The organism is Pantoea sp. sgz302252, from assembly GCF_042610525.1.
Taxonomy (GTDB): Bacteria; Pseudomonadota; Gammaproteobacteria; order Enterobacterales; family Enterobacteriaceae; genus Erwinia.
In genome coordinates, this window is record NZ_JBHDVM010000001.1 from 661836 (window position 1) to 683391 (window position 21556).

Annotated in this window: 18 protein-coding genes and 1 riboswitch; of the genes, 11 read left to right on the forward strand and 7 right to left on the reverse strand. The window is 54.2% G+C overall.

Annotation, left to right across the window (positions count from 1 at the left end):
- Positions 1 to 49 precede the first annotated feature (49 nt).
- Positions 50 to 541, forward strand: a complete 492-nt coding sequence (locus tag ACETPC_RS02960) for a hypothetical protein (protein ID WP_380178424.1) — start codon at positions 50 to 52, stop codon at positions 539 to 541.
- Positions 542 to 583: 42 nt separating this feature from the next.
- Here ACETPC_RS02960 and ACETPC_RS02965 read toward each other — a convergent pair whose 3' ends face one another.
- Positions 584 to 2905: an FdhF/YdeP family oxidoreductase gene (locus ACETPC_RS02965; RefSeq protein ID WP_380178426.1), complete on the reverse strand. Its 2322-nt coding sequence runs from the start codon at positions 2903 to 2905 to the stop codon at positions 584 to 586.
- Between the two features lie 139 nt (positions 2906 to 3044).
- Positions 3045 to 3147, forward strand: a riboswitch (TPP riboswitch).
- Positions 3148 to 3208: 61 nt separating this feature from the next.
- Between ACETPC_RS02965 and tenA the strand changes: the two genes are divergently transcribed.
- The 5 genes from tenA (at position 3209) to ACETPC_RS02990 (ending at position 7622) form a co-directional block, all read left to right on the forward strand.
- A complete protein-coding gene (tenA, locus tag ACETPC_RS02970) occupies positions 3209 to 3886 on the forward strand; it encodes a thiaminase II (protein ID WP_380178428.1) in 678 nt (225 codons plus the stop codon).
- Positions 3883 to 4599: an ABC transporter ATP-binding protein gene (locus tag ACETPC_RS02975; RefSeq protein WP_380178430.1), complete on the forward strand. Its 717-nt coding sequence runs from the start codon at positions 3883 to 3885 to the stop codon at positions 4597 to 4599. Before tenA ends, ACETPC_RS02975 begins: the two co-directional genes overlap by 4 nt.
- Positions 4596 to 5345, forward strand: coding sequence for an ABC transporter permease (locus ACETPC_RS02980; protein WP_380178432.1), 750 nt, complete (start codon positions 4596 to 4598; stop codon positions 5343 to 5345). Before ACETPC_RS02975 ends, ACETPC_RS02980 begins: the two co-directional genes overlap by 4 nt.
- Positions 5346 to 5359: 14 nt before the next feature.
- A complete protein-coding gene (locus ACETPC_RS02985; RefSeq protein WP_380178434.1) occupies positions 5360 to 6286 on the forward strand; it encodes an ABC transporter substrate-binding protein in 927 nt (308 codons plus the stop codon).
- Between the two features lie 115 nt (positions 6287 to 6401).
- Complete coding sequence (locus tag ACETPC_RS02990) at positions 6402 to 7622, forward strand: diguanylate phosphodiesterase (protein ID WP_380178436.1); 1221 nt, start codon at positions 6402 to 6404, stop codon at positions 7620 to 7622.
- Positions 7623 to 7678: 56 nt separating this feature from the next.
- On the opposite strand, the gene ACETPC_RS02995 is transcribed toward ACETPC_RS02990, so the two are convergent.
- Positions 7679 to 8539: a DMT family transporter gene (locus ACETPC_RS02995; protein ID WP_380178438.1), complete on the reverse strand. Its 861-nt coding sequence runs from the start codon at positions 8537 to 8539 to the stop codon at positions 7679 to 7681.
- Positions 8540 to 8659: 120 nt separating this feature from the next.
- Between ACETPC_RS02995 and ACETPC_RS03000 the strand changes: the two genes are divergently transcribed.
- Both ACETPC_RS03000 and ACETPC_RS03005 read left to right on the forward strand, forming a co-directional pair.
- Complete coding sequence (locus tag ACETPC_RS03000; protein WP_380178440.1) at positions 8660 to 10060, forward strand: PLP-dependent aminotransferase family protein; 1401 nt, start codon at positions 8660 to 8662, stop codon at positions 10058 to 10060.
- Between the two features lie 114 nt (positions 10061 to 10174).
- Positions 10175 to 10813 carry a LysE family translocator gene (locus ACETPC_RS03005; protein ID WP_380178442.1) on the forward strand — a complete coding sequence of 213 codons (639 nt, stop codon included), beginning with the start codon at positions 10175 to 10177 and terminating at the stop codon, positions 10811 to 10813.
- 61 nt (positions 10814 to 10874) lie between these two features.
- Here ACETPC_RS03005 and ACETPC_RS03010 read toward each other — a convergent pair whose 3' ends face one another.
- Positions 10875 to 11894, reverse strand: a complete 1020-nt coding sequence (locus ACETPC_RS03010) for an Rpn family recombination-promoting nuclease/putative transposase (RefSeq protein WP_380178444.1) — start codon at positions 11892 to 11894, stop codon at positions 10875 to 10877.
- A gap of 147 nt (positions 11895 to 12041) precedes the next feature.
- A complete protein-coding gene (locus ACETPC_RS03015; protein WP_380178446.1) occupies positions 12042 to 12818 on the reverse strand; it encodes an ABC transporter ATP-binding protein in 777 nt (258 codons plus the stop codon).
- 276 nt (positions 12819 to 13094) lie between these two features.
- On the opposite strand from ACETPC_RS03015, the gene ACETPC_RS03020 reads away from it, so the two are divergent.
- Positions 13095 to 14033, forward strand: a complete 939-nt coding sequence (locus ACETPC_RS03020) for an ABC transporter permease (RefSeq protein WP_380178851.1) — start codon at positions 13095 to 13097, stop codon at positions 14031 to 14033.
- A gap of 49 nt (positions 14034 to 14082) precedes the next feature.
- Positions 14083 to 15126 (forward strand): PLP-dependent cysteine synthase family protein, encoded by a 1044-nt coding sequence (locus ACETPC_RS03025; RefSeq protein WP_380178448.1) that lies wholly within the window; start codon positions 14083 to 14085, stop codon positions 15124 to 15126.
- Positions 15127 to 15401: 275 nt separating this feature from the next.
- Here the strand turns inward: ACETPC_RS03025 and ACETPC_RS03030 are convergent, their stop codons facing one another.
- Entirely contained in the window at positions 15402 to 16454 is a 1053-nt protein-coding gene (locus ACETPC_RS03030) for an ABC transporter substrate-binding protein (protein ID WP_380178853.1), read from the reverse strand.
- A gap of 187 nt (positions 16455 to 16641) precedes the next feature.
- Here ACETPC_RS03030 and ACETPC_RS03035 point away from each other — a divergent pair, with 187 nt between their 5' ends.
- Positions 16642 to 17778, forward strand: coding sequence for an acyl-CoA dehydrogenase family protein (locus ACETPC_RS03035; protein WP_380178450.1), 1137 nt, complete (start codon positions 16642 to 16644; stop codon positions 17776 to 17778).
- Here ACETPC_RS03035 and ACETPC_RS03040 read toward each other — a convergent pair.
- Both ACETPC_RS03040 and ACETPC_RS03045 read right to left on the reverse strand, forming a co-directional pair.
- Entirely contained in the window at positions 17775 to 19103 is a 1329-nt protein-coding gene (locus tag ACETPC_RS03040; RefSeq protein WP_380178452.1) for an HlyD family type I secretion periplasmic adaptor subunit, read from the reverse strand. The genes ACETPC_RS03035 and ACETPC_RS03040 overlap by 4 nt on opposite strands.
- Complete coding sequence (locus ACETPC_RS03045) at positions 19100 to 21205, reverse strand: type I secretion system permease/ATPase (protein ID WP_380178454.1); 2106 nt, start codon at positions 21203 to 21205, stop codon at positions 19100 to 19102. Before ACETPC_RS03045 ends, ACETPC_RS03040 begins: the two co-directional genes overlap by 4 nt.
- Positions 21206 to 21556 lie beyond the last annotated feature (351 nt).

Here is a 21556-nt window from a genome sequence, read left to right on the forward strand (position 1 = left end):
ATTCCAGACGATATCGGCCATTCTGGCTGGCTAACCCTCAGGAGCAAATATGTCCGACATTAAACTCACTTCAGGCTATGGTTATATAGATGATAAAAATGGCGTGGTACAGTCAGGAATGCGGCAACCCCTGACCGACTTTTTTAATTTTTTCTTGTCTACCTGCCGCACCTACAGTATTTATGATATTGACCTTGCAGATTTTTATTTTGAATATCCGCGAGATAGCGGCCAGCCAATGCGATGGGATTATGTGGATCGTTCCCATATGGAGTATATATTTAATGAGATATTATATGAAAATAAAGAGGTTGTGGATGTGCAATGGATATTCAATCACCCACGTAGCTCACCCAACCCAATAAACTATCATATAATCATTAAATTTGCTGACGGCACCATCTATGAAGACTGGATGTATAATATTATTGCTCTTGCGCCGAGCGGGCAATTTCGGGTTAATATCAGCTTTGCACCTTATATTGGCCGGAACAGTCATCTGCACAGAAGAGCAGCGCTGTCGCAGACTGCTAAAGACTAATGACAATGATGCAACAGGAGAGGCCGAAGCCTCTCCTGACCCTTAGCGCAGCGTGCCGGAAGTTTCTAAGGCTTCGGCATGCTCCAGCTCTACAGGAATGCTTTTATAGGCCGGAATGCCGCTTTCGGTATCGAAACTGTCCAGCGGCACCAGCACGTTAGCTTCCGGATAATAGGCAGCGACCGAGCCTGGCGCCATATCGTAAACCACTACGGTGAGGTTATCTAACCGCCGCGAAGTCCGATTGCCCTCAGGATCCAGCGCCACCATATTTACCTTATCGCCCACGCGCACTTTGCGCTTCTCCGCTTCATCCGCCGAAATAAACAGCACGTCTCGTCTGCCGGTTACGCCGCGATAGCGGTCGTTTAAGCCGTACAGCGTGGTGTTGTACTGATCGTGGCTGCGCAGCGTAGTCAGCACCAGATCGTGACATTTCAGCGATCGCGGATCCTCATTAATGCCCTGCATCACTTTGAATTGCGCCTTACCGGAAGGCGTCAGCCACTTGCGCTCTGAGGCGGCGTTGTAAAGCCGGAAGCCGCCGGGCTGGAGGATTTTGCGGTTAAAATCCTGAAACGCCGGGAAAACGCCTTCGATAGCCTGGCGAATAAAGCTATAGTCGCCGATCATTCTGTCCCAGTTAACTTTAGTGGCGGGTAGCGTTGCCTTAGCCAGCCCGGCCACGATTGCCGGTTCCGATTTCAGCCAGGGCGAAGCGGGTTTCAGCGTCCCGCGCGAGGCATGCACCATCGACATTGAATCCTCTACGGTGACGCTTTGCTCGCCCGAAGCCTGCTTATCGATTTCAGTACGGCCCAATACCGGCAGCAGATAGTTGTGTTTACCTAACAGCAGATGCGAACGGTTGAGTTTGGTCGCCATATGCACCACCAGATCCAGCTTGCGCATCGCTTCAAAGGTCTGCTGCGGATCGGAGATCGCCTCTGCAAGGTTGCCGCCCAGGCAGAGCAAAGCTTTAGACTGCCCATCACGGATGGCCTGAATAGCCTGCACCGCGCCGTGACCGTGCTTCTGCGGCGGCTTAAAGCCAAACACTTTTTCCAGGTTATCGAGCAGCGACTGCGGCGGGATTTCAGTGATGCCGACGGTGCGATCGCCCTGCACGTTGGAATGGCCGCGCAGCGGGCAAATCCCGGCGCCCTTTTTACCGATATTGCCGCGCATCAGCAGCAGATTGGCAATCTGCTGGACATTCTGCGTGCCGTACTGGTGCTGGGTAATGCCCATGCCATAACAGATAATCGTTTTTTCAGCGGCGGCATAGAGATGCGCGATATTCTGGATCTCTTCAAACGTCATGCCGGAGACTTTCAGAATATGCGGCCATTCGGTGGCGTCCAGATCGGCCTTCAGCGCTGCATAGCCTTCGGTATGCTCGTTAATAAAGCTTTCATCCAGCACGCCAGCTTTACCGGCTTCCAGCGCGCGATCGTGCATGGCGAGCAAACATTTCATCACGCCTTTCAGCATTGCGGCATCGCCGCCCACGCGCACTTTATAGTAGGTGGAAGCCAGCGTGGTAGAGCTAAGCGACAGCATTTCCACAGGGCTTTGCGGCGAGGTAAAACGTTCCAGCCCTCTTTCCCGCAGCGGGTTAATAGCAACTATGGTCGCACCACGCTTCGAAACTTCGCGCAGCGTGCCTAACATACGTGGATGATTGGTGCCGGGATTGTGACCAATGCAAAGCACCAGGTCGCAGTGATCGAAGTCTTCCAGCTCGACGGTGCCTTTGCCAATGCCGATAGACTGGGGCAAACCGACGCTGGTTGGTTCATGACACATATTGGAACAATCAGGAAAATTATTGGTGCCGTATTCGCGTGCAAACAACTGCCAGAGAAAAGCTGCTTCGTTAGAAGCGCGGCCCGAAGTGTAAAACTCTACGCTATCCGGATCTTCATAGCTTTGCAGCTTTTCACCAATTTCACGGAAGGCAGTTTCCCATTCGATGGGCTGATAGGTATCGGTAGCCGCATCATATTTCATCGGGTGAGTCAGCCGCCCTTCGCCTTCCAGCTCAAAAGCATTGCGCTGCCACAGTTCGCTGACGGTGTGGGCAGAGAAAAACTCTGGCGTGGTGCGCTTGCTGGTTGCTTCCCACGAGACGGCTTTCGCGCCGTTTTCGCAAAACTCAAAGGAAGAGCCATGCTGGGGATCGGGCCAGGCGCAGCCAGGGCAGTCAAAGCCCTGCGGCTGGTTAACCTTAAACAGCGCAATCACATCCTGCTTCACTGACATCTGGCCGCGCAGCGCGTCGGCAACCGCTTTTAATGCGCCCCAGCCGCCCGCTGAACCGCCGTAAGGCGCTATGCCGATCGTTTTATTTTTTTGTTTCATACGACTCCACATCACATTGCAAACCAGCTTTTAGCTTAGAACAGCGCTTTTTGTCCGTGCTTTTTTTTGCTTACAGAATGTTAACAAGCGGCCCGACTTTAGCGCTTCGTTGTAAATCAAAAGTAAATGCCGTATAAGGATCCGCACCGAGGGGTGTCCTGTTACGGGCTGAGATGGCGCAAGCCGAACCCTTTGAACCTGATCTGGGTCATGCCAGCGAAGGGACGGACGGGCCGCCCGCGACGCGACCCGACAATACCTGTTCCCCGCCTGACCGGATCTCCATTGTTACCAGGAGGTTCTGTGTTTAACGGTTTTTACGCGCGGCTACGCCAGCAGGCTGGCGACGACTGGCAGCATTATGTTAACCATGCTTTTGTTCGCCAGCTGGCCAGCGGCACCTTGCCCGCTCCGGCTTTCCGCCGCTACCTTATCCAGGATTACCTTTTCCTGATCCACTTTGCCCGCGCCTATGCGCTGCTGGTCAGTAAATTCCAGACGCTGCCGGAAATGCGTGCGGCCACCTCTTCACTTAACGCTATCGTCAACGAACTGCCGCTGCATATTCGCTATTGCGCTGAATGGGGATTGACGGAAAGGCAGCTAGCGGATGAAGCCGAAGCGCCGGAAACGCTGAACTACACTCGCTACGTGTTGGATATTGGTCATTCAGGCGACACGCTTGATCTGTTGACCGCGCTGATGCCTTGCGTGGCAGGCTATGCTGAAATCGGTATCGGCCTGTTAAAAGATCCTCATACACGACTGAGCGGCAACCCTTATGCGCCGTGGATTGAAAATTATGGCGATCCGGTTTATCTCAGCGGCGTTGAGGCCTCGCTGACGCTATTTGAAAAACTGGCGCTAACGCGCGGTGGCGAAAGCCGCTTTGCGGAACTGGCCGAAATTTTTACTACCGCGACAAGGCTGGAGGCGGCGTTCTGGCAGATGGGGCTGAACGCTGCGGCAACGCCATCATGATCCCTGATATCGAAATTAATAACCTCAGCCTGCGCTTTGACGGGCGCGAACTCTTTGCGCCGCTGAGCTTTACCCTGACTGCTGGCCGCTTCGTGTCCTTGCTCGGCCCCAGCGGCGTCGGAAAAAGCAGCCTGCTGAAAGTCATTGCCGGTCTGCTGCCGCCAGCTTCCGGCACCGTTACCGCCAGCGATAGTCTGCCGCTGGCGGATCGTATTACCTGGATGGGCCAGACCGATTTGCTCTATCCGTGGCTCAATATTATCGACAATATTGCGCTCGGCTCGCGATTGCGCGGCGAGCAAAAAGATCGGCTGTGGGCGGAGCAGCTGCTTGAACGAGTTGGGCTGCAAGGCTACGCGAAGGCGCTTCCTGCCACGCTTTCCGGCGGGATGCGGCAGCGTGCCGCGCTGGCCAGAACGCTCTACGAGCGCCGTCCGGTGGTGCTGATGGATGAGCCTTTTTCCGCTCTGGACGCCATTACCCGCGCGCAGATCCAGGAGCTGGCTGCCGAACTGCTGGCGGATCGTACCGTACTGCTGGTGACGCATGATCCCGCTGAGGCTTGCCGTCTGAGCCATAACCTGCTGATCCTTTCAGCTACGGGCCTTAGCGATCTGCCGATGCCGTGTGGCCCGCTACCGCGTCCATCCGACGATCCCGAGCTGCTGCTGACTCAGGCAAAATTAATGCAACGGCTGCAGGTGACGGTATGACTATTGCTGCTTTGCGTCGTGGCGCCATCGTCTTTGCTGGATTGTTTCTCTTCTGGCAGCTGCTGGCCGCAGCCAATACTATTCCCGCTTTCCTGCTGCCCTCGCCTGCCGCCGTGGCTCTGGCTATCCGTGATAACTTCAGCTACCTCGCTTATCACACCATGATTACCGTTACGGAAATCGGCTGCGGCCTTGTCGCGGGCGTGCTGCTTGGCGCTTCGCTGGCGCTGCTGATGATTTTTTCTCCCCGACTCCAGCGTTGGCTGATGCCGCTGGTGCTGACCAGCCAGGCAATACCGGTATTCGCGCTGGCGCCGCTGCTGGTGCTGTGGTTCGGCTTCGGCATGAGCGCCAAAGTGGTTATGGCTGTACTGGTGATCTTTTTCCCTGTTACCTCCGCCTTCTTTGATGGATTACGTCGGGTCGATAACGGCTATCTGGATCTGGCCCGGACCATGGGCGCGACCTCTGCCGCACAGCTACGACACGTCCGGCTGATGGCCGCGCTGCCCGCTTTTGGCTCCGGGTTAAGAATGGCCGCTGCCGTGGCGCCTATTGGCGCAATTATCGGTGAATGGGTTGGTTCCGCCGAAGGCCTGGGCTTTGTGATGCTGAACGCGAACGCGCGGATGCAGAGCGATCTCTGCTTTGCGGCGCTTTTTGTACTGGTGTTAATGACCGTTGCGCTTTGGTCGGGCACGGACTGGCTGCTGCGCCGCCTGATCCGCTGGTCGCCGGAAAATTAACTTTGGAGAGAAAAATGAAAAAAATAGTGCTTGCCGCTATGCTTGCCGCCGCTTTTTCTGCTCAGGCGGAAGAAAAGCTGACGCTGATGCTGGATTGGTATGTTAACCCCGATCACGCGCCGATTATGGTGGCGCAGCAGATTGGCGCTTTTAAAGCTCAGGGCCTGGATGTTGATATCATCCCGCCTTCCGATCCGGCGTTGCCGCCAAGGCTGGTCGCGGCAAAACAGGTCGATTTGGCCGTAACCTATCAGCCTCAGCTGCATTTTTTCGCCGACCAGGGCTTGCCGCTGGTGCGGGTCGCTACCTTGATCGCTTCGCCGCTTAATACAATTATCACGCTGGATAAAAATATCCACACGCCTGCGGATCTGGCAGGGAAATCGGTGGGATATTCCGTTAGCGGCATTGAGCAGGCTACGCTGGCTACCATGCTGGCGCATGAACACCAGCAGATGGCTAAGGTGAAGCTGGTCAACGTTAATTTTCAGCTTACCAGCGCCCTGCTGACCGGCAAAGTGGATGCCGTTATCGGCGGCTATCGCAATATCGAAGCGCTCGAAGTCAGTCTTCAGGGCAAAGATCCCGTGGTGTTCAACGTCGAAGACTATGGCGTACCGGCCTATGACGAACTGATTATCGTGGCCAATCGCGCCAGTATCGGCAAGCCAGCCATTAAAAAGTTCCTGACCGCGTTAAAACAGGGCGAGGATTATTTGCAGGCTCATCCGCAGGAGAGCTGGCAAGCCTTTGTTAAAACCCATCCGGAATTGAATACCAAACTTAACCAGCAAGCCTGGATGAAAACGCTGCCGCTGTTCGCCTATGACCCGGCCCACCTGGATCGCCAGCGCTATAGCCAGTATGAAAGCTTTCTTTTTAATAACAAACTGATTAAAAAAATAACGCCGGTTAACGACTATGCAACCGAAATTGAGTAGACTCCTGTCTCAGCGTTATATACTGAGTTTCTTATTGATTTCAAATTGCGCTGGACAACACCGCAAAGGCATCTGGTAAGGTATGCATAACATAGCGAAAAATCTGGGATCCTCCATGCTGTCAACTATCATTTATCGTAGCCACATTTCTGACGACGTGGCTTTCAAAACGCTTGGTAATCTGGCGGAAAAAGCCAATCAGACCAACGAAGCTCACAGCGTGACGGGCATCCTGCTGTTCAATGGCACCCATTTTTTCCAGGTGCTGGAAGGCCCGGAAGAGGCCGTGCTCGCTATTTATGAAGGCATCTGCAGGGATCCGCGCCATCATAATCTGGTGGAACTAATGCGTGACTATGCGCCAGCCAGACGTTTCGGTAACGTTGGCATGGAGCTGTTCGATCTGCGCGAGTACGATCGGGAAATAGTCCTGCAGGCTGTGCTGGACAAAGGCACCTCAAAATATCAGCTGACTTATGACGATCGCGCCCTGCAGTTTCTGCGCGTATTTGTCGAAGCCACCGAGCGCGAAAACTACTTTGAAATCCCACCGGGCGACTCCTGGGAGTTTATCGTCGATAACGAAGAAACCCCCGTGCGCCCGACAATCCGTCCCGCCACGGACGAATACAGCTTCGCTTTCCAGCCGATCATCGACCCGCTTTCTCGCCAAATCGTTTCGCTGGAAGCGGTAATGCGTCCGACCTCAGGCGCATCGGTTTCCGACTATTTCGCCGGGATGCCGCGCAATGAGATGTACGAAGTCGATCTCAAATCCAAACAGCACGTTTTCGCTATGGCGAAACAGCTGGGCATTGACGGTCTGACCCTGTCAATCAACCTGCTGCCGATGTCACTGGCGATAGTGCCGGATGCGGTCGATTTTCTGCTGCAGGCGATCGAGGCTAACGGCCTGGTGCCGGAACAGATTGTGGTCGAGGTAACGGAAAACGGCGCGCTTTCCCGCGTTGACGAATTTGAAGCGGCGATCAAAAAGCTCAAGGCTTCCGGTATCAGCCTGGCTATTGACGGCTTTGGCGCCGGTTCCGCCGGACTGGTGCTGCTGACGCAGTTCCAGCCCGACAAAATCAAAATCGACGGCAACATCATTGCCGATATCCACAAAAGCGGCCCGAAACAGGCCATTGTGCAGGCAATTTTGAAATTCTGCTCTTCCCTGCAGATTGCCGTGATTGCCGAAGGCGTCAATAAACCCGAAGAGTGGATGTGGCTGGAGTCAGCCGGCGTCTGCAACTTCCAGGGCGCCCTCTTTGCGCCGTCCACGTTGAATACCCTGCCAGTGGTAGCCTGGCCGGAAAAGCTTGAAGTGTTTTAAGGTATGACTTCGACCGGCAACATCGCGTTGCCGGTTAATTCTGTTTTCTCTCTGCTTCAGCCAAACCTTTTCGCGCCTGCGACGCAGCACAACGCGCCGAAAGTTGAAACGACCATTGCCCCACTAATGCTTTCATTTAACAACAGAGCAGCGAAACCGAAACCGATAAAAGGTTGCAAAAGCTGTAGTTGCCCGACCGCAGCTGTTCCGCCTTTCGCTAAACCTCTATACCAAAATATAAATCCGATAAGCATGCTAAACAGCGCGACATAGCCTAACCCAACCCACGCGAATAAACTGACTGAATTAAAAGAGGTTGGCCTACTTAGCACGGCTGTCGGTAGCGTGACGGGCAATGAAAGGCACAGCGACCAGGCTATGGTTTGCCATCCGCCTAACCTGCGCGCCAGACTGGCACCTTCCGCATAACCGGCCGCGCACAGTATGACTGCTGCAACCATTAGCAAATCTTGCCACCCAGCCTGGTTTTCCTTTGCAGCCAGCGCGTAGCCGGTGACGATAATGCCGCCCGCAAGTGAAAACAGCCAAAAAGCAGGTTGCGGCCTGCGCTCGCCGCGAATTACGGCAAAAATGGCAGTACAGAGCGGCAGTAGTCCGACGTACATGAGCGAATGGGCAGCGGAAATCTTTTGTAGGGCAAGCGCCGTGAGTAACGGAAAACCGATAACGACGCCAGCAGCGACCATTATCAGTGAAAACAGGTCGGCCTGCCGTGGTCGTTGTGGTTGCCAGAGCGCCAACAACAAAAGTGCCGCAACTGCTGCAAGTGTAGCGCGAGCCGAAGTCAGAAATAACGGCGAAAAGTTCGCTATCGCCAGGCGTGTTGCCGGTAGCGATCCGGCAAAGATTACAACGCCAGTAAGACCACTTAGCCAGCCGTTCGTTTTACTGTTCATTACGCCTCCGGTTAGGTTTCATACAGTAAATCATTGGCAGGCCAGGTTAGGCCAGATACAATCCAGTACAATTATTTGGAACTGTATTGATTAAAAAAACAATACAGTTATGAGGTGATTATGCCGAGTAGCCAGACACGTACTGCCTTTGTGATGGCTCAAGTCCGTAGCCAGATAGCCGCCCGTACTTATCTTCCTGGTACACGGCTGCCTTCAGTACGTCAGCAAGCACGGCTTTGTAATGTATCCGTATCTACCGTAGTAGAAGCTTATGAAAGGCTGGCTGCTGATAATTTAATTGTGGCCAGACCTGGAGCAGGTTTCTTCGTTTGCGGGCCGGTTGCGCCATTAGATCTCACGCAACACTTTTCGGCTAAGGAACGCGAAGTCGATCCTTTATGGATATCAAGACAGGCGCTGACAGCGGATCCGCAGCTATTGAAACCAGGATGCGGCTGGTTGCCATCCTCCTGGATGTATGAAGATGGTGTGCGTAAAGCATTACGCAAAGCGACGCGCGCAGAAAGCTCACTGTTAACCGATTATGCGTCGCCTTACGGACATGAAGATTTGCGGCAATTCTTACAGCGCAGACTGGCGAAAACAGGGGTTTCTGCGGCCACTGATCAAATCATGCTTACAGAATCGGGAACTCAGGCTATAGATTTACTCTGTCGTTTTTTACTGCAGCCAGGCGATTGCGTGCTGGTGGACGACCCTTGTTATTTTAATTTCCATGCGCTGCTTCGCGCCCACCCCGTTAAGATTATCGGCGTGCCTTATACTCCAAATGGCCCTGACTTAGTGGCTTTCGCTCAGCTGATACAGACTTATTCGCCGCGAATTTATATCACTAATTCCGGTATACATAATCCTACGGGCGTCTCCCTAACGCCATTTATGACGCATCAACTGCTCAAAATCGCGGAAGCTGCCGAATTAGTTATCATTGAAGATGATATTTTTGCCGATTTCGAAACCAACCCTGCTCCCAGAATTGCCGCTTATGACGGTCTGCGTAATGTGATTCAAATCGGCAGTTTTTCTAAAACTATTTCTGCATCTGTACGTTGTGGCTATATTGCCGCGCGACGTGAGTGGACAGATGGCCTGGTTGATTTAAAAATCGCTACCAGCTTTGGCGGCGGCCAGCTTGCTGCAATGCTGTTGCTGAACGTTTTAACCGGAAGCGGCTATCGGCGGCATATGGAATCTGTGCGCCTACGGCTGGCGGTGGCGATGCAGGCCACGCTGGAAAAGCTTGCCCCGCTCGATATTTTACCCTGGCACAAGCCGCAGGCCGGCATGTTTCTTTGGTGCCAGTTGCCGACGGGTATTGATGCCGCCGCGCTTTCGCGCGCCTGCCTGAAAGAGAATATAGTACTCGCTCCAGGCAATGCTTTTAGTGAATCAGGAACTGCTTCAGCATTTTTGCGTTTCAACGTATCGCAATGCAATGACGAACGCATTTTCTCTGTTCTGGAACGTGCGCTTAAAGAGCCTGCCAGTTTAGAGTTATAAGCGATTTGTCCATTAACTCTTTCTCCTGACTAAAAATTTTATTATTGTTGATTAAATGTAAAAATACCGCCCGGTTGCGGCAATGACGATTTTTAAACGACAAGGAGCGCTTTTGTGCTGCAATTTTCCAGCGGGTTCTTTCTTAGCCTCTCTCTCTGCCTGGATATCGGCATCGCCAATATCGCCATGATGACGCTGGCTATGCAGCGCGGCTATTTTTCCGGCTTCTGGCTGGGGATCGGTACCTGCGTAGGCGATCTGGCCTATGCGCTGCTGGCGCTGGCAGGCATGACAGTCCTGCTGCAATTCGCTCCGGTGCGCTGGGTGCTATGGATCGGCGGCGGTGCCATGCTGCTGTGGTTTGCGGTGAAAATGACCTTGGCGGCATTCCGCCGTCATAGCGAACTACACACGGATGAGTTGCAGCAACCTCGCCCGCTTTCCAGAGAATTTGGTCGCGGCATTCTGCTGGCTATGTCATCCCCATCGGCTATTTTGTGGTTCGCTACGGTTGGCGGCGCAATAATTGCACGAATGGGCGCACACAGCGCTGCGGCTTCCGGCTGGTTTCTGTCGGGGTTCTTTCTGGCTGGCGTGGTCTGGACCGGCGTTTTATGCCTGGTAGGCAGCTTCGGCGGCAAACTGCTGGGCGCTCGCCTGCTAAGATACTCTTATATGGCCTCTGCCGTTATCTTTAGCTATTTCGCCGTTTACGTGATTGTTTCTGGCTATCGCGAGTTTATTGCCGTCTGAGGCTGGTCGGCAATCGTTAACGCCGCGATTGCCGACGGCAATTAATCGTGTTTACGCGCGATCAATGTTTGATTTGCTGAAGCTCTTCTGGCGACAGCCCGGTCATTTCCATAATGGCCTGATGCTCAAAGCCTCGGCTTAGCATATTGCGGGCAATTATCAGGCGGGCCTCATGCTCGCCATCCTGGCGTCCCTGAGTTCGCCCTTCTTCAATGCCTTGCTGAAGTCCTTTTTCAATGCCTTGCTGAAGTCCCTTTTCAACACCTTGCTTAAGGCCTTTTTCAATGCCTTGTTGGATACCAAGCTGCAATCCATGCGCCATACCCATCTGTTCAAGTCTTTTTGCAATTGTCATCAGTTCATCCTTATGCTGCGGCAACGCCTGTGCCAGTTTCTGAAGAAACGCGTCTATATCAGGCGTGTCCCCTGCCTGAATCATATAGTTTATCAACGCGGCCTGCTGTTGTCTGCTGAGATCGCCCGACCGCATCAACTTTACAATATTGTTGAACAGGTCGCACAGGCTGCGGATACGGATATTTTTTTGCAGCAGCGTTAACAGGGCTACGCTGCCATGCTGCAGGATCTCCTCATCCGGTATAACGGTAATATCCACCAGCGGGAAATCGCCGCCGTAAAGCTTTTTCGCCAGTTCCGGCTCGCTGAACAGCTCCAGCCAGTTCATGCTGTAGGGATAAGGCGAGCGGCTGCCTTGATAAAATAGTATCGGTATCACCAGCGGCAAAGTTTTATGACCCGCCTCCAGATGCCGCTGCATCGCGGCAACTGAGTAACGTAGCAGCCGAAAAGGCATTATTTTGTCCGGCGAACTCTGATGTTCGATCAAAATATAGGCGTAGCCATCGCCTTTGGTGGTTTTAAGTGAATAAAGCACATCGCTATAGCAGGTTCGTAAGTCGTCTTCGACAAAGCTGCCGGATTCGAGCCTTAGCGTTGAGAGATCGCAAATTTTTTGCAGTTCTTTGGGAAGGTGCAGCGCCAGAAATTCCTGAGCGAGCACCTCATCGCACAGAAACGTTTTGAAAACCGAATCGTGCGGAGTGGGCGTACTGTTTTGCATAGTGGGCCATCCTGTGCCTCTGTTAGTGAAAAGAGACCCATGCTGGCACAGGAAAAAGAGAAAATAAAGATATTTAATTTATAAAAATCAAGGCGTTACGATAAGTCGTTACCTGTACATGTACTCTTGTTTTAGTGTCTGTCGTCTTCAGGCGGCAACGCTTTCCGTCCCTAATAGCGCCAGTACCTGGCTACGTAGCGCAATTAGTTCCGGGTCGTCGCGGCGGCGTGGATAAGCCTGGCTGACTTCAATAATATCTAGTATACGGGCAGGACGAGGACTGAATATCACTACGCGGTTCGCCATGATTAATGCTTCCTCTACATCGTGCGTCACCATAAGCGTAGTGAAATTTTTTTCCTGCCAAAGATCGACGATCTCTTGCTGCATACGTAGACGCGTTAGCGAGTCAAGCTTACCCAAAGGCTCATCGAGGATCAGCAGGCGCGGATGATTGATCAAAGCTCTTGCCAGCGCTGCACGCTGTGCCATACCGCCGGAGAGCTGGTGCGGCCAGGCGCGAGCAAAAGTTTTCAGGCCCACGCGCTCCAGCATGGCGTTAATGCTTGCTGATGCCGTTTGTTTATTTTCGCCGCTGATTTGCAGCCCCAGACCAACATTGTCGTATACGGTGCGCCAGGGATAGAGCGTAGGATCCTGGAATACCACCACGCGTGAAGGATGCGGTGAGGTAATCGTCTGGCCCTCTTCCGTAAGCGAGCCGCTGGCGGGCTGCTCAAGCCCGGCCAGCAGGCGCAACAGCGTTGATTTCCCGCAGCCGGATGGACCAAGCAAGGCGACAAACTCTCCCGCTTTGACCTGCAAGTGAATATTTTCCAGTACGGCCAGATCGCTGCCCTCCAGGGAAAAGTGATGGCTGACGTTTTCAATATTAATAGCAACGCCGATGGCGGTATTATTCATTGTTAATCTCCGAAGCTGACTGTTCAGTTATAAATATCACGCGCCAGCCAGCGTAAATATACGAATAACGGCAACAAACTTGTCCGATTCGCATAAAGAAATAGCGCATGAACTCATGCGCAATTGTTATTTGGCGGCATATAAACGCTTTGCGATAGTGCTGAGCACGGGCGCAACCGCCTGCAATTAACGGAACTAAAGGTGACGAGCATGACCAGTGAAATTCTGACGTTGCGGCGTAGCGCCGCTCCGCGTCGCATCGAGCCTGCGCTGTGGATGGCCGCGCTTTTATGGTGGGCCCTGGTGGCGCTGATGATAGCGATACCAGATAAACCGCAAGGGTTTGCTGCGCCGCGCTTCGTCGGGCAAACCCATGCGCTGTTTTTCGGACTGGCGGCGTTGCTGAGCCTGTTAACGCTGGCAGCCAGCGCCTCGCCCGCATTACGCCTGTGGCAGCCGTTAAAACGTAGCGGCCGCTGGCTGATTGCGCTGGCGCTGCTGCTTGGCATTTGGGAGTACGTTACTGCCAAGCTGGCGCTGCTGCCCGCGCCCTTCTTCGCGCCGCCGCGCGCGCTGGTGGAAGCTTACGCCACCGACTGGCCGCGTCTGCTGGACAGCGTACTGAACTCGCTGCGTCTGCTGGCGTTTGGTTTCTTATTCGGCAGCGTAACCGGCTTTGTTACGGGCGTGGCAATAGGCTGGTCGCGTGGTCTGGGCTACTGGGTGCATCCTGTGCTGCGATTTCTTGGCCCGGTTCCCTCGACTGCGCTGTTGCCGCTGTCGCTGTATTTCTTTCCCTCAAGTTTTTCTGCCGCAATATTTCTGATTGCGCTGGCCACCTGGTTTCCGGTGACGGTACTGACCTGGTCCGGCGTTTCCAGCGTTGATACCCGCTACTACGATGTAGCGCGCACGCTGGGCGCTAAACCGCTGTTTCTGGTGTTGCGCGTGGCGGTGCCTGCCTCACTGCCGCAGCTGTTCGTTGGCTTATTTATGGGGCTTGGCGCCTCGTTCTCGGTGCTGGTTGCGGCGGAAATGATGGGGGTGAAATCGGGCCTTGGCTGGTACCTCCAGTGGGCGCAAGGCTGGGCGGCCTACGCCAATATGTACGCTGCGCTGATCGTCATGGCGTTGCTGTTCTCCTCTCTGATTACGCTGTTGTTTGTGATACGCGATCGCACGCTCGCCTGGCAGCGCAACGCCGTGAAATGGTAGTTTTCCGATCCTGCGGGCTGCGGCCCGCGCTTTCCCTGAGGTAGTGCTTATGGCTGCATTTATTTACGGCTCTATTACCGAACTAACGGGCCGTACGCCGTTACTGCGCCTGGCGCGCTTCGGCAAAGGACTCAAGGCGGATTTAATTGGCAAACTGGAGCTTTTTAATCCTAACCACAGCGTTAAAGATCGTATCGCCCTGGCGATGATTGAGCAGGCGGAGCGCGACGGGCTGATCAAACCCGGTGATATTATCGCCGAAACTACCAGCGGCAATACCGGCATCGGCGTAGCCGCTTTCGCCGCCGCTAAAGGCTATCGCTTTCGCGTTTATATCAATGATTTTGTCAGCGTAGAGCGCAGTAAAATCATCCAGGCCTATGGCGCGGAAGTCGTGCCTTTTAGCACCGTGCCCGGCTTCGCTGACTATTACGAAGCCAGCGATGGTGATTTTGTAGCCGCTACGCGCTGGCTGGTAGCGCAGGTAAAGGAAGCAGAGCCGCACGTACATTTTTTGCAGCAGCTGCAAAATCCAGCTAATCCGCAGATTCACGAACGCACTACCGGGCCAGAGATTTGGCGCGATACCGATGGTAGGCTGGATATTTTTGTTGCTTCGGTCGGCACCGGCGGCACGCTTTCCGGCACCGGGCGCTATTTAAAAGAGCAAAATCCGGCAATCCGCGTGGTGGCAGTTGAGCCAGGCGCGGGATCGCAGCCGAGCGATCGCCGTCCTGAGCCGCTGGAGATTACCGGCGTCCACGCCTTCAGCGAACAGCCGCCGGAGCGTATTCCGCCTAATCTGGATCATCAGGTTTACGATGAAGTCATTGCCGTGGAAACCTGGCAGGCCTATCAGGCCGCGCGGGAATTTGCCTTAGCGGAAGGCGTACTGGTGGGCGATTCATCTGGCGCCGTGCTTTATGCCGCGCGGCAGCTGGCGGCAAGACCGGAAAACCAGGGCGCGCGTATCGTACTGCTTTTAGCCGACGGCGGCGCGAACTATCTCAGCACCGAGCTTTTTAATCATCACCTGCCAGCGGAAACCTTAAAAAATGCCACGGCGGTACAAACTTCCCAACCGTTTCTGTAAAAGTAGCGGCAGCTTTAGCTGCCGCTTTAGATTGATGGCAAACCCCTGGTCGCGTTTAAACTAGTGGCAGAGCAGCAGAGGCAGATCGGAACACGGACACGCCGTGAATACGGTCCCTGTAGGCTCGGTTGGCGCGTCCATGCGCCAAACGGTCCGCTTATCCGCTCAGCCTCTGCCGCTAAAAACTGCTGCGTTGCTGCAAAAAAACAAAGGCTCACCTGAGCTTTTTTAACTTTCTCAGCAGTCTGTAGCGGCGGCGTTGGCTGCCGCTTCCCTCACACCAACACGTCGGAGGTAATGCCTTTGGCAAACAGCAGCGGATCCGTTTCCGGCCGCAGTACGTTAATCGCTTTTAAATCCCGTGCGTAAATATCAATCTCCTTTACAAAGGCCTCGCCCGTTGAATAGTGGCCGTGCGTATGGGTTTTTAGCACGCTGGCGATCTCTTGCGGATTAGTATTTAGCGCCTTGCTGTTAAACGCGTCAGCGATAATTTCTGGATGCTTTGCCGCGTAAGCGTGCGCCTGCAAAATTGCATGGGTGATGGCCGCCGCCACGTTTGGCTGGTCACGGATCAGGCTGCCGCGCGCGCCGATAACGCAGCAGCTCAGGTTTGCATAGGTATCGGACAGATTGGTCGCCACTTCACGGTAGCCAGGCTGCTGTGTTAGCCGCCACATCACCGGATCGGAGCCGCTCGCCGCCTGAATTTCTCCTTTTTTTAGCACCATCGGCAGCAAATCCTGCGGAAAAACGCGCCAGCTAACATCGGTGTTGGGATCCAGCCCGTGGCGCTTTAACAGCAGCGAAAAGAAGTTTTTATCCGCACCCGCCATATCCGTAACGCCAATGGTTTTGCCCTTCAATGCCTCCAGCGAAGCCGGGCCGCTATCCAGCGTGACCAGCCGCATACAGCCGCCGTGCGTGCCTGCCGTTAATTTGACGTCAAAGCCTTGTTCCAGCGCTTTTAGCCAGCGCAGCGCCATGCCGACCGCCGCTTCCGCTTTGCCGGTGGCTATCGCCTCCAGCAGCAGCTCGGTAGAGTTGCCGAAATTAACGAATTCGACCTCCAGATTATGCGCTTTAAAGAACTGATGCTGGTCGGCCACAATCACCGGCGCCAGGCAAATGGCATTGAGGTTAACGGCCAGACGCACTTTCGTCGGTTGCGCCAGCGCCCACTTTCCTGCACCGCCCGCTAAAATATCCGGCGGCATCGCCATGCCCGGCATGGTTTCTGCCAGCAGCGAAGAGGAAAAAGCGCTGGCGGCTAAAGCCGCAGCGGAATAATGCAAAAACTGACGGCGCGATAAATGCGGATTATTCAGCAAAATAATCTCCCCAAAAATAAGATGAATTTTATACAGGTGCGGAAATAAAGAAGAAAACAGAGTAAGCGTTATTCCGTGTTGCAACCAGCGCGAACGCTATGCCTGTTTTGCATGAGGTTATCCGCTTTATTGCTTTTACTTCACCAGGCTAAAAATAAACAATGGAATAAAAAGAGGATTGAATATGGCCTGTACGCGATTTCTGAATGAACTCCTCCCGGCTATTAGCCAGGCGCTGGCAAAAAGCGCAGCCGAAGTCGATCGGCAAGGCGCTTTTCCACAGGATAATTTTGCTCTGCTTCATCAGCATGGTCTGTTGAGTCGCGCCCTGCCCGCTTCCGCTGGCGGCTTTGGCGGCGATCTGGCCGAATGCCGCGCCATTATTGCCGCCGTAGCGCAAAGCGAGCCTTCCACAGCGCTGATCCTGACCATGCAATATTTAAACTCCCGTCGGCTTGGTATCGACTCTAACTGGCCTGAAGCCGTGCGCGAACGCGTAGCGCAAAGCATGCGGGAAGATGGCGCGCTGATTAACGCGTTACGGGTTGAGCCGGAACTGGGCACGCCAGCGCGCGGAGGGCTACCTAAAACTTTGGCGCGGCGTGAGGCAGAAGGTTGGCGGATCAGCGGCGAAAAGATCTATTCTACCGGCAGCGTCGGGCTGAGCTGGTTTCTGGTCTGGGCGCGCAGCGACGATGCCGATCCGCTGGTCGGCAGTTTTTTGGTGCCAGCTTCTGCGCTGGGGATCCGCATTGAAGAAGAGTGGGATCACCTTGGCATGCGCGCTACCTGCAGCCATCGCGTAGTGTTGGAAGATGTCTGGATCCCGGCAGAAAACGCAGTTGCCGTCAGCCGCTGGAGCGAACCACGTTCCGCTGCCGACGAAGAAGAGAGTCTGTGGATCGCCGTGCTGCTTTCTACCCTCTATGATGCGGTGGCACGAGCGGCACATCAGTGGTTTATCGGTTTTTTGCAGCAGCGCGTTCCGGCCAATCTGGGGCAGCCGTTGGCAAGCCTGCCGCGCTTTCAGGAAATTGTCGGCCGTATTGAAACGCTGCTGTTTACCAGTCAGACTCTGCTGGATAGCGCTCAGGCGGGCCAGCTGGCAGCAGGTGACACGGCGAAGCTAAAACAGGTAGTTGTAGAAAACGCCATCCGCAGCGTGGAGCTGATGGTGGCACAGATTGGCAATCACGCGCTGACGCGTAGCAATCCTTTAGAGCGCCATTTGCGCAATGTGCTGTGCGGCCGTATCCATACGCCGCAGGACGACGCTGTTTTTGCCATGGCGGGCAAAGCGGCGCTGGCGCGCCGTCTTTAACGCTGCTTGCCCACGCCGTCCAATGCCTCCAGCATCGGGCTAAGCAGATAGCTCAGGATGGTTCGCCTGCCGGTTTTTATTTCGGCCGTTACCTGCATGCCTGGCTCCAGCGCTTTCTCCTGACCTTCAACCAGCAAGGTGCGCTTGTTCAGCGCGATAACGGCCCGATAAACCAGCCCCAGGTCGCGATCCTCAATAGCGTCGGCGGCCACATGCTGCAGTTCGCCTTCGACCCAGCCATAGCGGGTAAAATCAAAGGTGCTGATTTTGACCGTTACCGCCTGGCCGGGCTGCAGGAAGCCGACATCCTGATTACGCACCATCACTTCCGCCATGAGCGGTCCGTTATCAGGCACAATTTTCAGCATCTCCTGCGGCGGCTCCACCGCGCCGCCCGTGTCGCGAAAAAGCAGAGACTCTACCGTTCCTGCCACCGGCGCCCGCAGCGTATAATGCTTTATCTGCGACGCCAGCTGACGCAGCTGACTGGCAAGTATGCGATTCTCTTCCGTCCGTTCGCTGATTTGCTGCAACAGCTCGCTTATTTTGCTCGCGTCTCCGGCGCGCATTTCTGCATCCACGTTAGCTATATTGCCCCGGACTTCCTCAATGCCTGCATTGGCCGTTTCAACCGTATGCGAAGCTTCCAGAAATTTTTTACGGATTTCCAGCAGGCTGTCGCGGCTGGTAAGCTGGCGCTCGTGCAATTTTTGTAGAGCCTGATATTGTTCGCGGAACAGGGGCAGCTGTTCCGTAGCCAGCTTTTTTTGCGCCTCATAATTCGTTAACTGGGCCTGCAATACTGTTTTACGGGTAGCATAGACTTCTTTTGCGCGACGATCGTTTTCTATTTCTGCCCTGAGTTTGGTCAGGATCTGGGTAGCCAGTTCTTTATCTTCACTAAGAAAAGAGTCCGGCAGCTCAGCGAGAACAGCCTGCCCACGATAGTGCTGCACCAGCTTTTCCAGCCGCGCTATATGAAAACGGTTGAGGCACTGGCGAAGGCGATTTTCCGCCGCCTGCTCTTCCAGATAACGGCCATTGAGCTTTATCAACGCCTGCCCCGGTTCTACGTGCATGCCTTCGCGCACCAGAACCTCTGCGACTTCAGCCGTTACCACGGCGTTAACCGGCCGTGAAAGCTCGCTGACCACCACCTTGCCCTGAGTGACGGCCACGATATCTACTTTGCCGCAGGCCGCCCAGATGACCACTGCGGTCAGCAGGATAATAATGCTCCACAGAATAAATCGTCCGGCTGGTGAAGGCGGGGTTTCCTCTATCTCAAGCACTGCCGGTAAGAATTCGCGATAGTCTTTACTCATGCGGCTTCTCCGTTCTGTAGCGCATAGAGACGGGCGTAAAGCCCGTTTTTTCGCAGGAGTAATTCATGCGGGCCTTGCTCGGTGATATTGCCTGATTCCATTGCGATAATGCGGTCGGCTCGTCGTACGGCAGAGAGCCGGTGGGCAATGATAAACACGGTGCGGTTTCGGCAAATTTCCGCCATGTTTTTCTGGATCACCTGCTCAGATTCATAATCGAGCGCGCTGGTTGCCTCGTCAAAAATCAAAATGGCCGGTTTGGTAATCAAGGCTCTGGCAATGCCAATACGCTGCTTCTGGCCGCCGGAAAGCTGGCTGCCGTGCTCGCCGACCGGCGTATCATAGCCCTGAGGCAGCAGGCTGATAAAATCATGCGCGCCGGCAAGAATCGCCGCTTCCGTCACCTGTTCAATCGAAGCGTCCGGCACGGCCAGCGCTATATTGTCCCGAATGGAGCCGGAAAAAAGCTGCGTTTCCTGAAGAACGACGCCAACCTGACGTCGGAGCCAGCACGGATCCGTATGGGCGATATCCGTGCCATCAATAAAAATCTGGCCGGAGACGGGAAGATAAAGGCGCTGGATCAGCCGCGCCAGCGTGCTCTTGCCTGAACCTGAACGGCCGACGATACCGATCACTTCGCCGGGAAGAACGGATAAGTTGATCTTGTCCAGGACTGGCCGATCGCCTGGACGATAGGAGAAACAAATATTCGCAAAGCGAACGGCACCTTTGATGGTAGCCAAAGTAATGCCGCTGTCCGGCTGTTTTTCGGGCGGGACATTTAAAATATCGCCCAGTCGCCTGACCGAAACCGATACCTGCTGAATATCCTGCCAAAGCTGAACCAGCCGCAGCACCGGCGCGGTAACCTGACCGGCAAACATATTGAAGGCGATCAGCGCGCCCACCGTCAGTTCTCCGGCAATAACCTGCTGCGCCCCGTACCAAAGGATGGCGACGCTGGTTACGCGGCTGATAAAGCGGGAAAGCTGGCTGGCGATATTGCCCATATTGCGGGTGCGAAAACAGCTGCTGACAAAAGCCGCTATCTGTTCATCCCAGCGGCGGGACATGTGATGCTCCACCGACATCGCTTTGACCGGTTCGATAGCCGTCACGCTTTCGACCAGAAAGGCCTGATTCTGCGCGCCCTGACGAAACTGCTCGTCCAGCCGCTGGCGCAGCGGTCTGGTAATTACCACCGACAGCAGAATATAGGGCACCAGCGAAGCCAGTACGATCAGGGTTAGTGGCAGGCTGTAAAAAGCCATCACAATAAAAAAAACGAGGGTAAACAGCAGATCGAGACACAGCGTCAGGGCGCTGCCGGTTAAAAACTCCCGCACTGTTTTCAGTTCATGAACCCGGGCTACCGTGACGCCAGCCTGTCGCCCCCGAAACCAGGCGAGCGGTAAGGCCAGCAGATGTCGATAAAGCAACGAGCTCAGCATAGCGTCAATGCGTTGGGAGGTATGGGCCAGCTGATAATTTCGTAAGCCGTCCAGCACAACTTCCGCCAGCGTGATGCAAAGCATTCCCAGCGCCAGCACATCCAGCGTGGTGAGGCTTTGATGCGTCAAAACCTTGTCCACAACCACCTGAAAAAAAAGCGGCATCACCAGCGCCAGCAGCTGAATAAAAAACGAGGCCAGCAAGACCTCGCCAACCAGCTTGCGGTATCGCATAAACGCCTGCAAAAACCAGCGAAGGTTAAACTCCTGCGCCAGCCGCTCCGCCGAAAAACGACGGGTAAACAGGAAGCCGCTGACTCTGCGGTTTTCCGGTACCGGGACAGTTTCCGGTCGGGACGCATCCGGAGACTGAACAAGCCACTGACCGTTTTTAGCCGCCAGCAGGACCACATATCCCCTGTCCGGCAGATCAACCAGGGCGGGCAAAGGCAGCCGCGCCGAAGTTTTAAGTCTGGCATGATATCGGCAGCGCAACCCGCTATGCCGCGCGGCGCGCGGCAGTTGCAGGTTTATGTCATGGTTCGCATCCGTTCTGAATTGTTCACGCAGCGCAGGGATATTGACAGCGATGCCGTGAAAACCGGCAATCAGCGCCAGTCCCTGCCATAAACCATTTTCCTGGGACATCCTTTTCCTCTGTTAATAGCCAGCAGCGGCCTTAAAGTTTTACTTCTTTTACCTGGTTTATTATCAATAATGAAACAGATTTTAATCCTCTAAAGCTGTTTGTCTACGGTTTTATTAGGGAATTTACGGCTCAATTTATCTATTTTGATAATAAAATCCAGAAGAGCCCCGGGTGATAGTTTAATAAATTAAGAGCCTGGCGTTTGACTGGTTGAGTTATGCCAGGCTTGGTAGAATAATTGTTTTTCCATCTAAATATGCCTAAAGTTTCCGAATGAAAAGTTTCATCAAGGCTGAAGGGTATATTTTAGGCTTACCTTTGCGTAAAGCGAATCGAATCAGAAAGATATT

Excerpts from the sequence above, each read along its gene's own strand:
- ACETPC_RS02965 (WP_380178426.1), bottom strand. The coding sequence starts at position 2,905 with ATGAAACAAAAAAATAAAACGATCGGCATAGCGCCTTACGGCGGTTCA.
- ACETPC_RS02960 (WP_380178424.1), top strand. The coding sequence starts at position 50 with ATGTCCGACATTAAACTCACTTCAGGCTATGGTTATATAGATGATAAA.
- ACETPC_RS03020 (WP_380178851.1), top strand. The coding sequence starts at position 13,095 with ATGGCCGCGCTTTTATGGTGGGCCCTGGTGGCGCTGATGATAGCGATA.
- ACETPC_RS03000 (WP_380178440.1), top strand. The coding sequence starts at position 8,660 with ATGCCGAGTAGCCAGACACGTACTGCCTTTGTGATGGCTCAAGTCCGT.
- ACETPC_RS03045 (WP_380178454.1), bottom strand. The coding sequence starts at position 21,205 with ATGTCCCAGGAAAATGGTTTATGGCAGGGACTGGCGCTGATTGCCGGT.
- ACETPC_RS02990 (WP_380178436.1), top strand. The coding sequence starts at position 6,402 with ATGCTGTCAACTATCATTTATCGTAGCCACATTTCTGACGACGTGGCT.
- ACETPC_RS03010 (WP_380178444.1), bottom strand. The coding sequence starts at position 11,894 with ATGCAAAACAGTACGCCCACTCCGCACGATTCGGTTTTCAAAACGTTT.
- ACETPC_RS02980 (WP_380178432.1), top strand. The coding sequence starts at position 4,596 with ATGACTATTGCTGCTTTGCGTCGTGGCGCCATCGTCTTTGCTGGATTG.
- ACETPC_RS02975 (WP_380178430.1), top strand. The coding sequence starts at position 3,883 with ATGATCCCTGATATCGAAATTAATAACCTCAGCCTGCGCTTTGACGGG.
- ACETPC_RS03025 (WP_380178448.1), top strand. The coding sequence starts at position 14,083 with ATGGCTGCATTTATTTACGGCTCTATTACCGAACTAACGGGCCGTACG.
- ACETPC_RS02985 (WP_380178434.1), top strand. The coding sequence starts at position 5,360 with ATGAAAAAAATAGTGCTTGCCGCTATGCTTGCCGCCGCTTTTTCTGCT.
- ACETPC_RS03040 (WP_380178452.1), bottom strand. The coding sequence starts at position 19,103 with ATGAGTAAAGACTATCGCGAATTCTTACCGGCAGTGCTTGAGATAGAG.
- ACETPC_RS03015 (WP_380178446.1), bottom strand. The coding sequence starts at position 12,818 with ATGAATAATACCGCCATCGGCGTTGCTATTAATATTGAAAACGTCAGC.
- ACETPC_RS02995 (WP_380178438.1), bottom strand. The coding sequence starts at position 8,539 with ATGAACAGTAAAACGAACGGCTGGCTAAGTGGTCTTACTGGCGTTGTA.
- ACETPC_RS03035 (WP_380178450.1), top strand. The coding sequence starts at position 16,642 with ATGGCCTGTACGCGATTTCTGAATGAACTCCTCCCGGCTATTAGCCAG.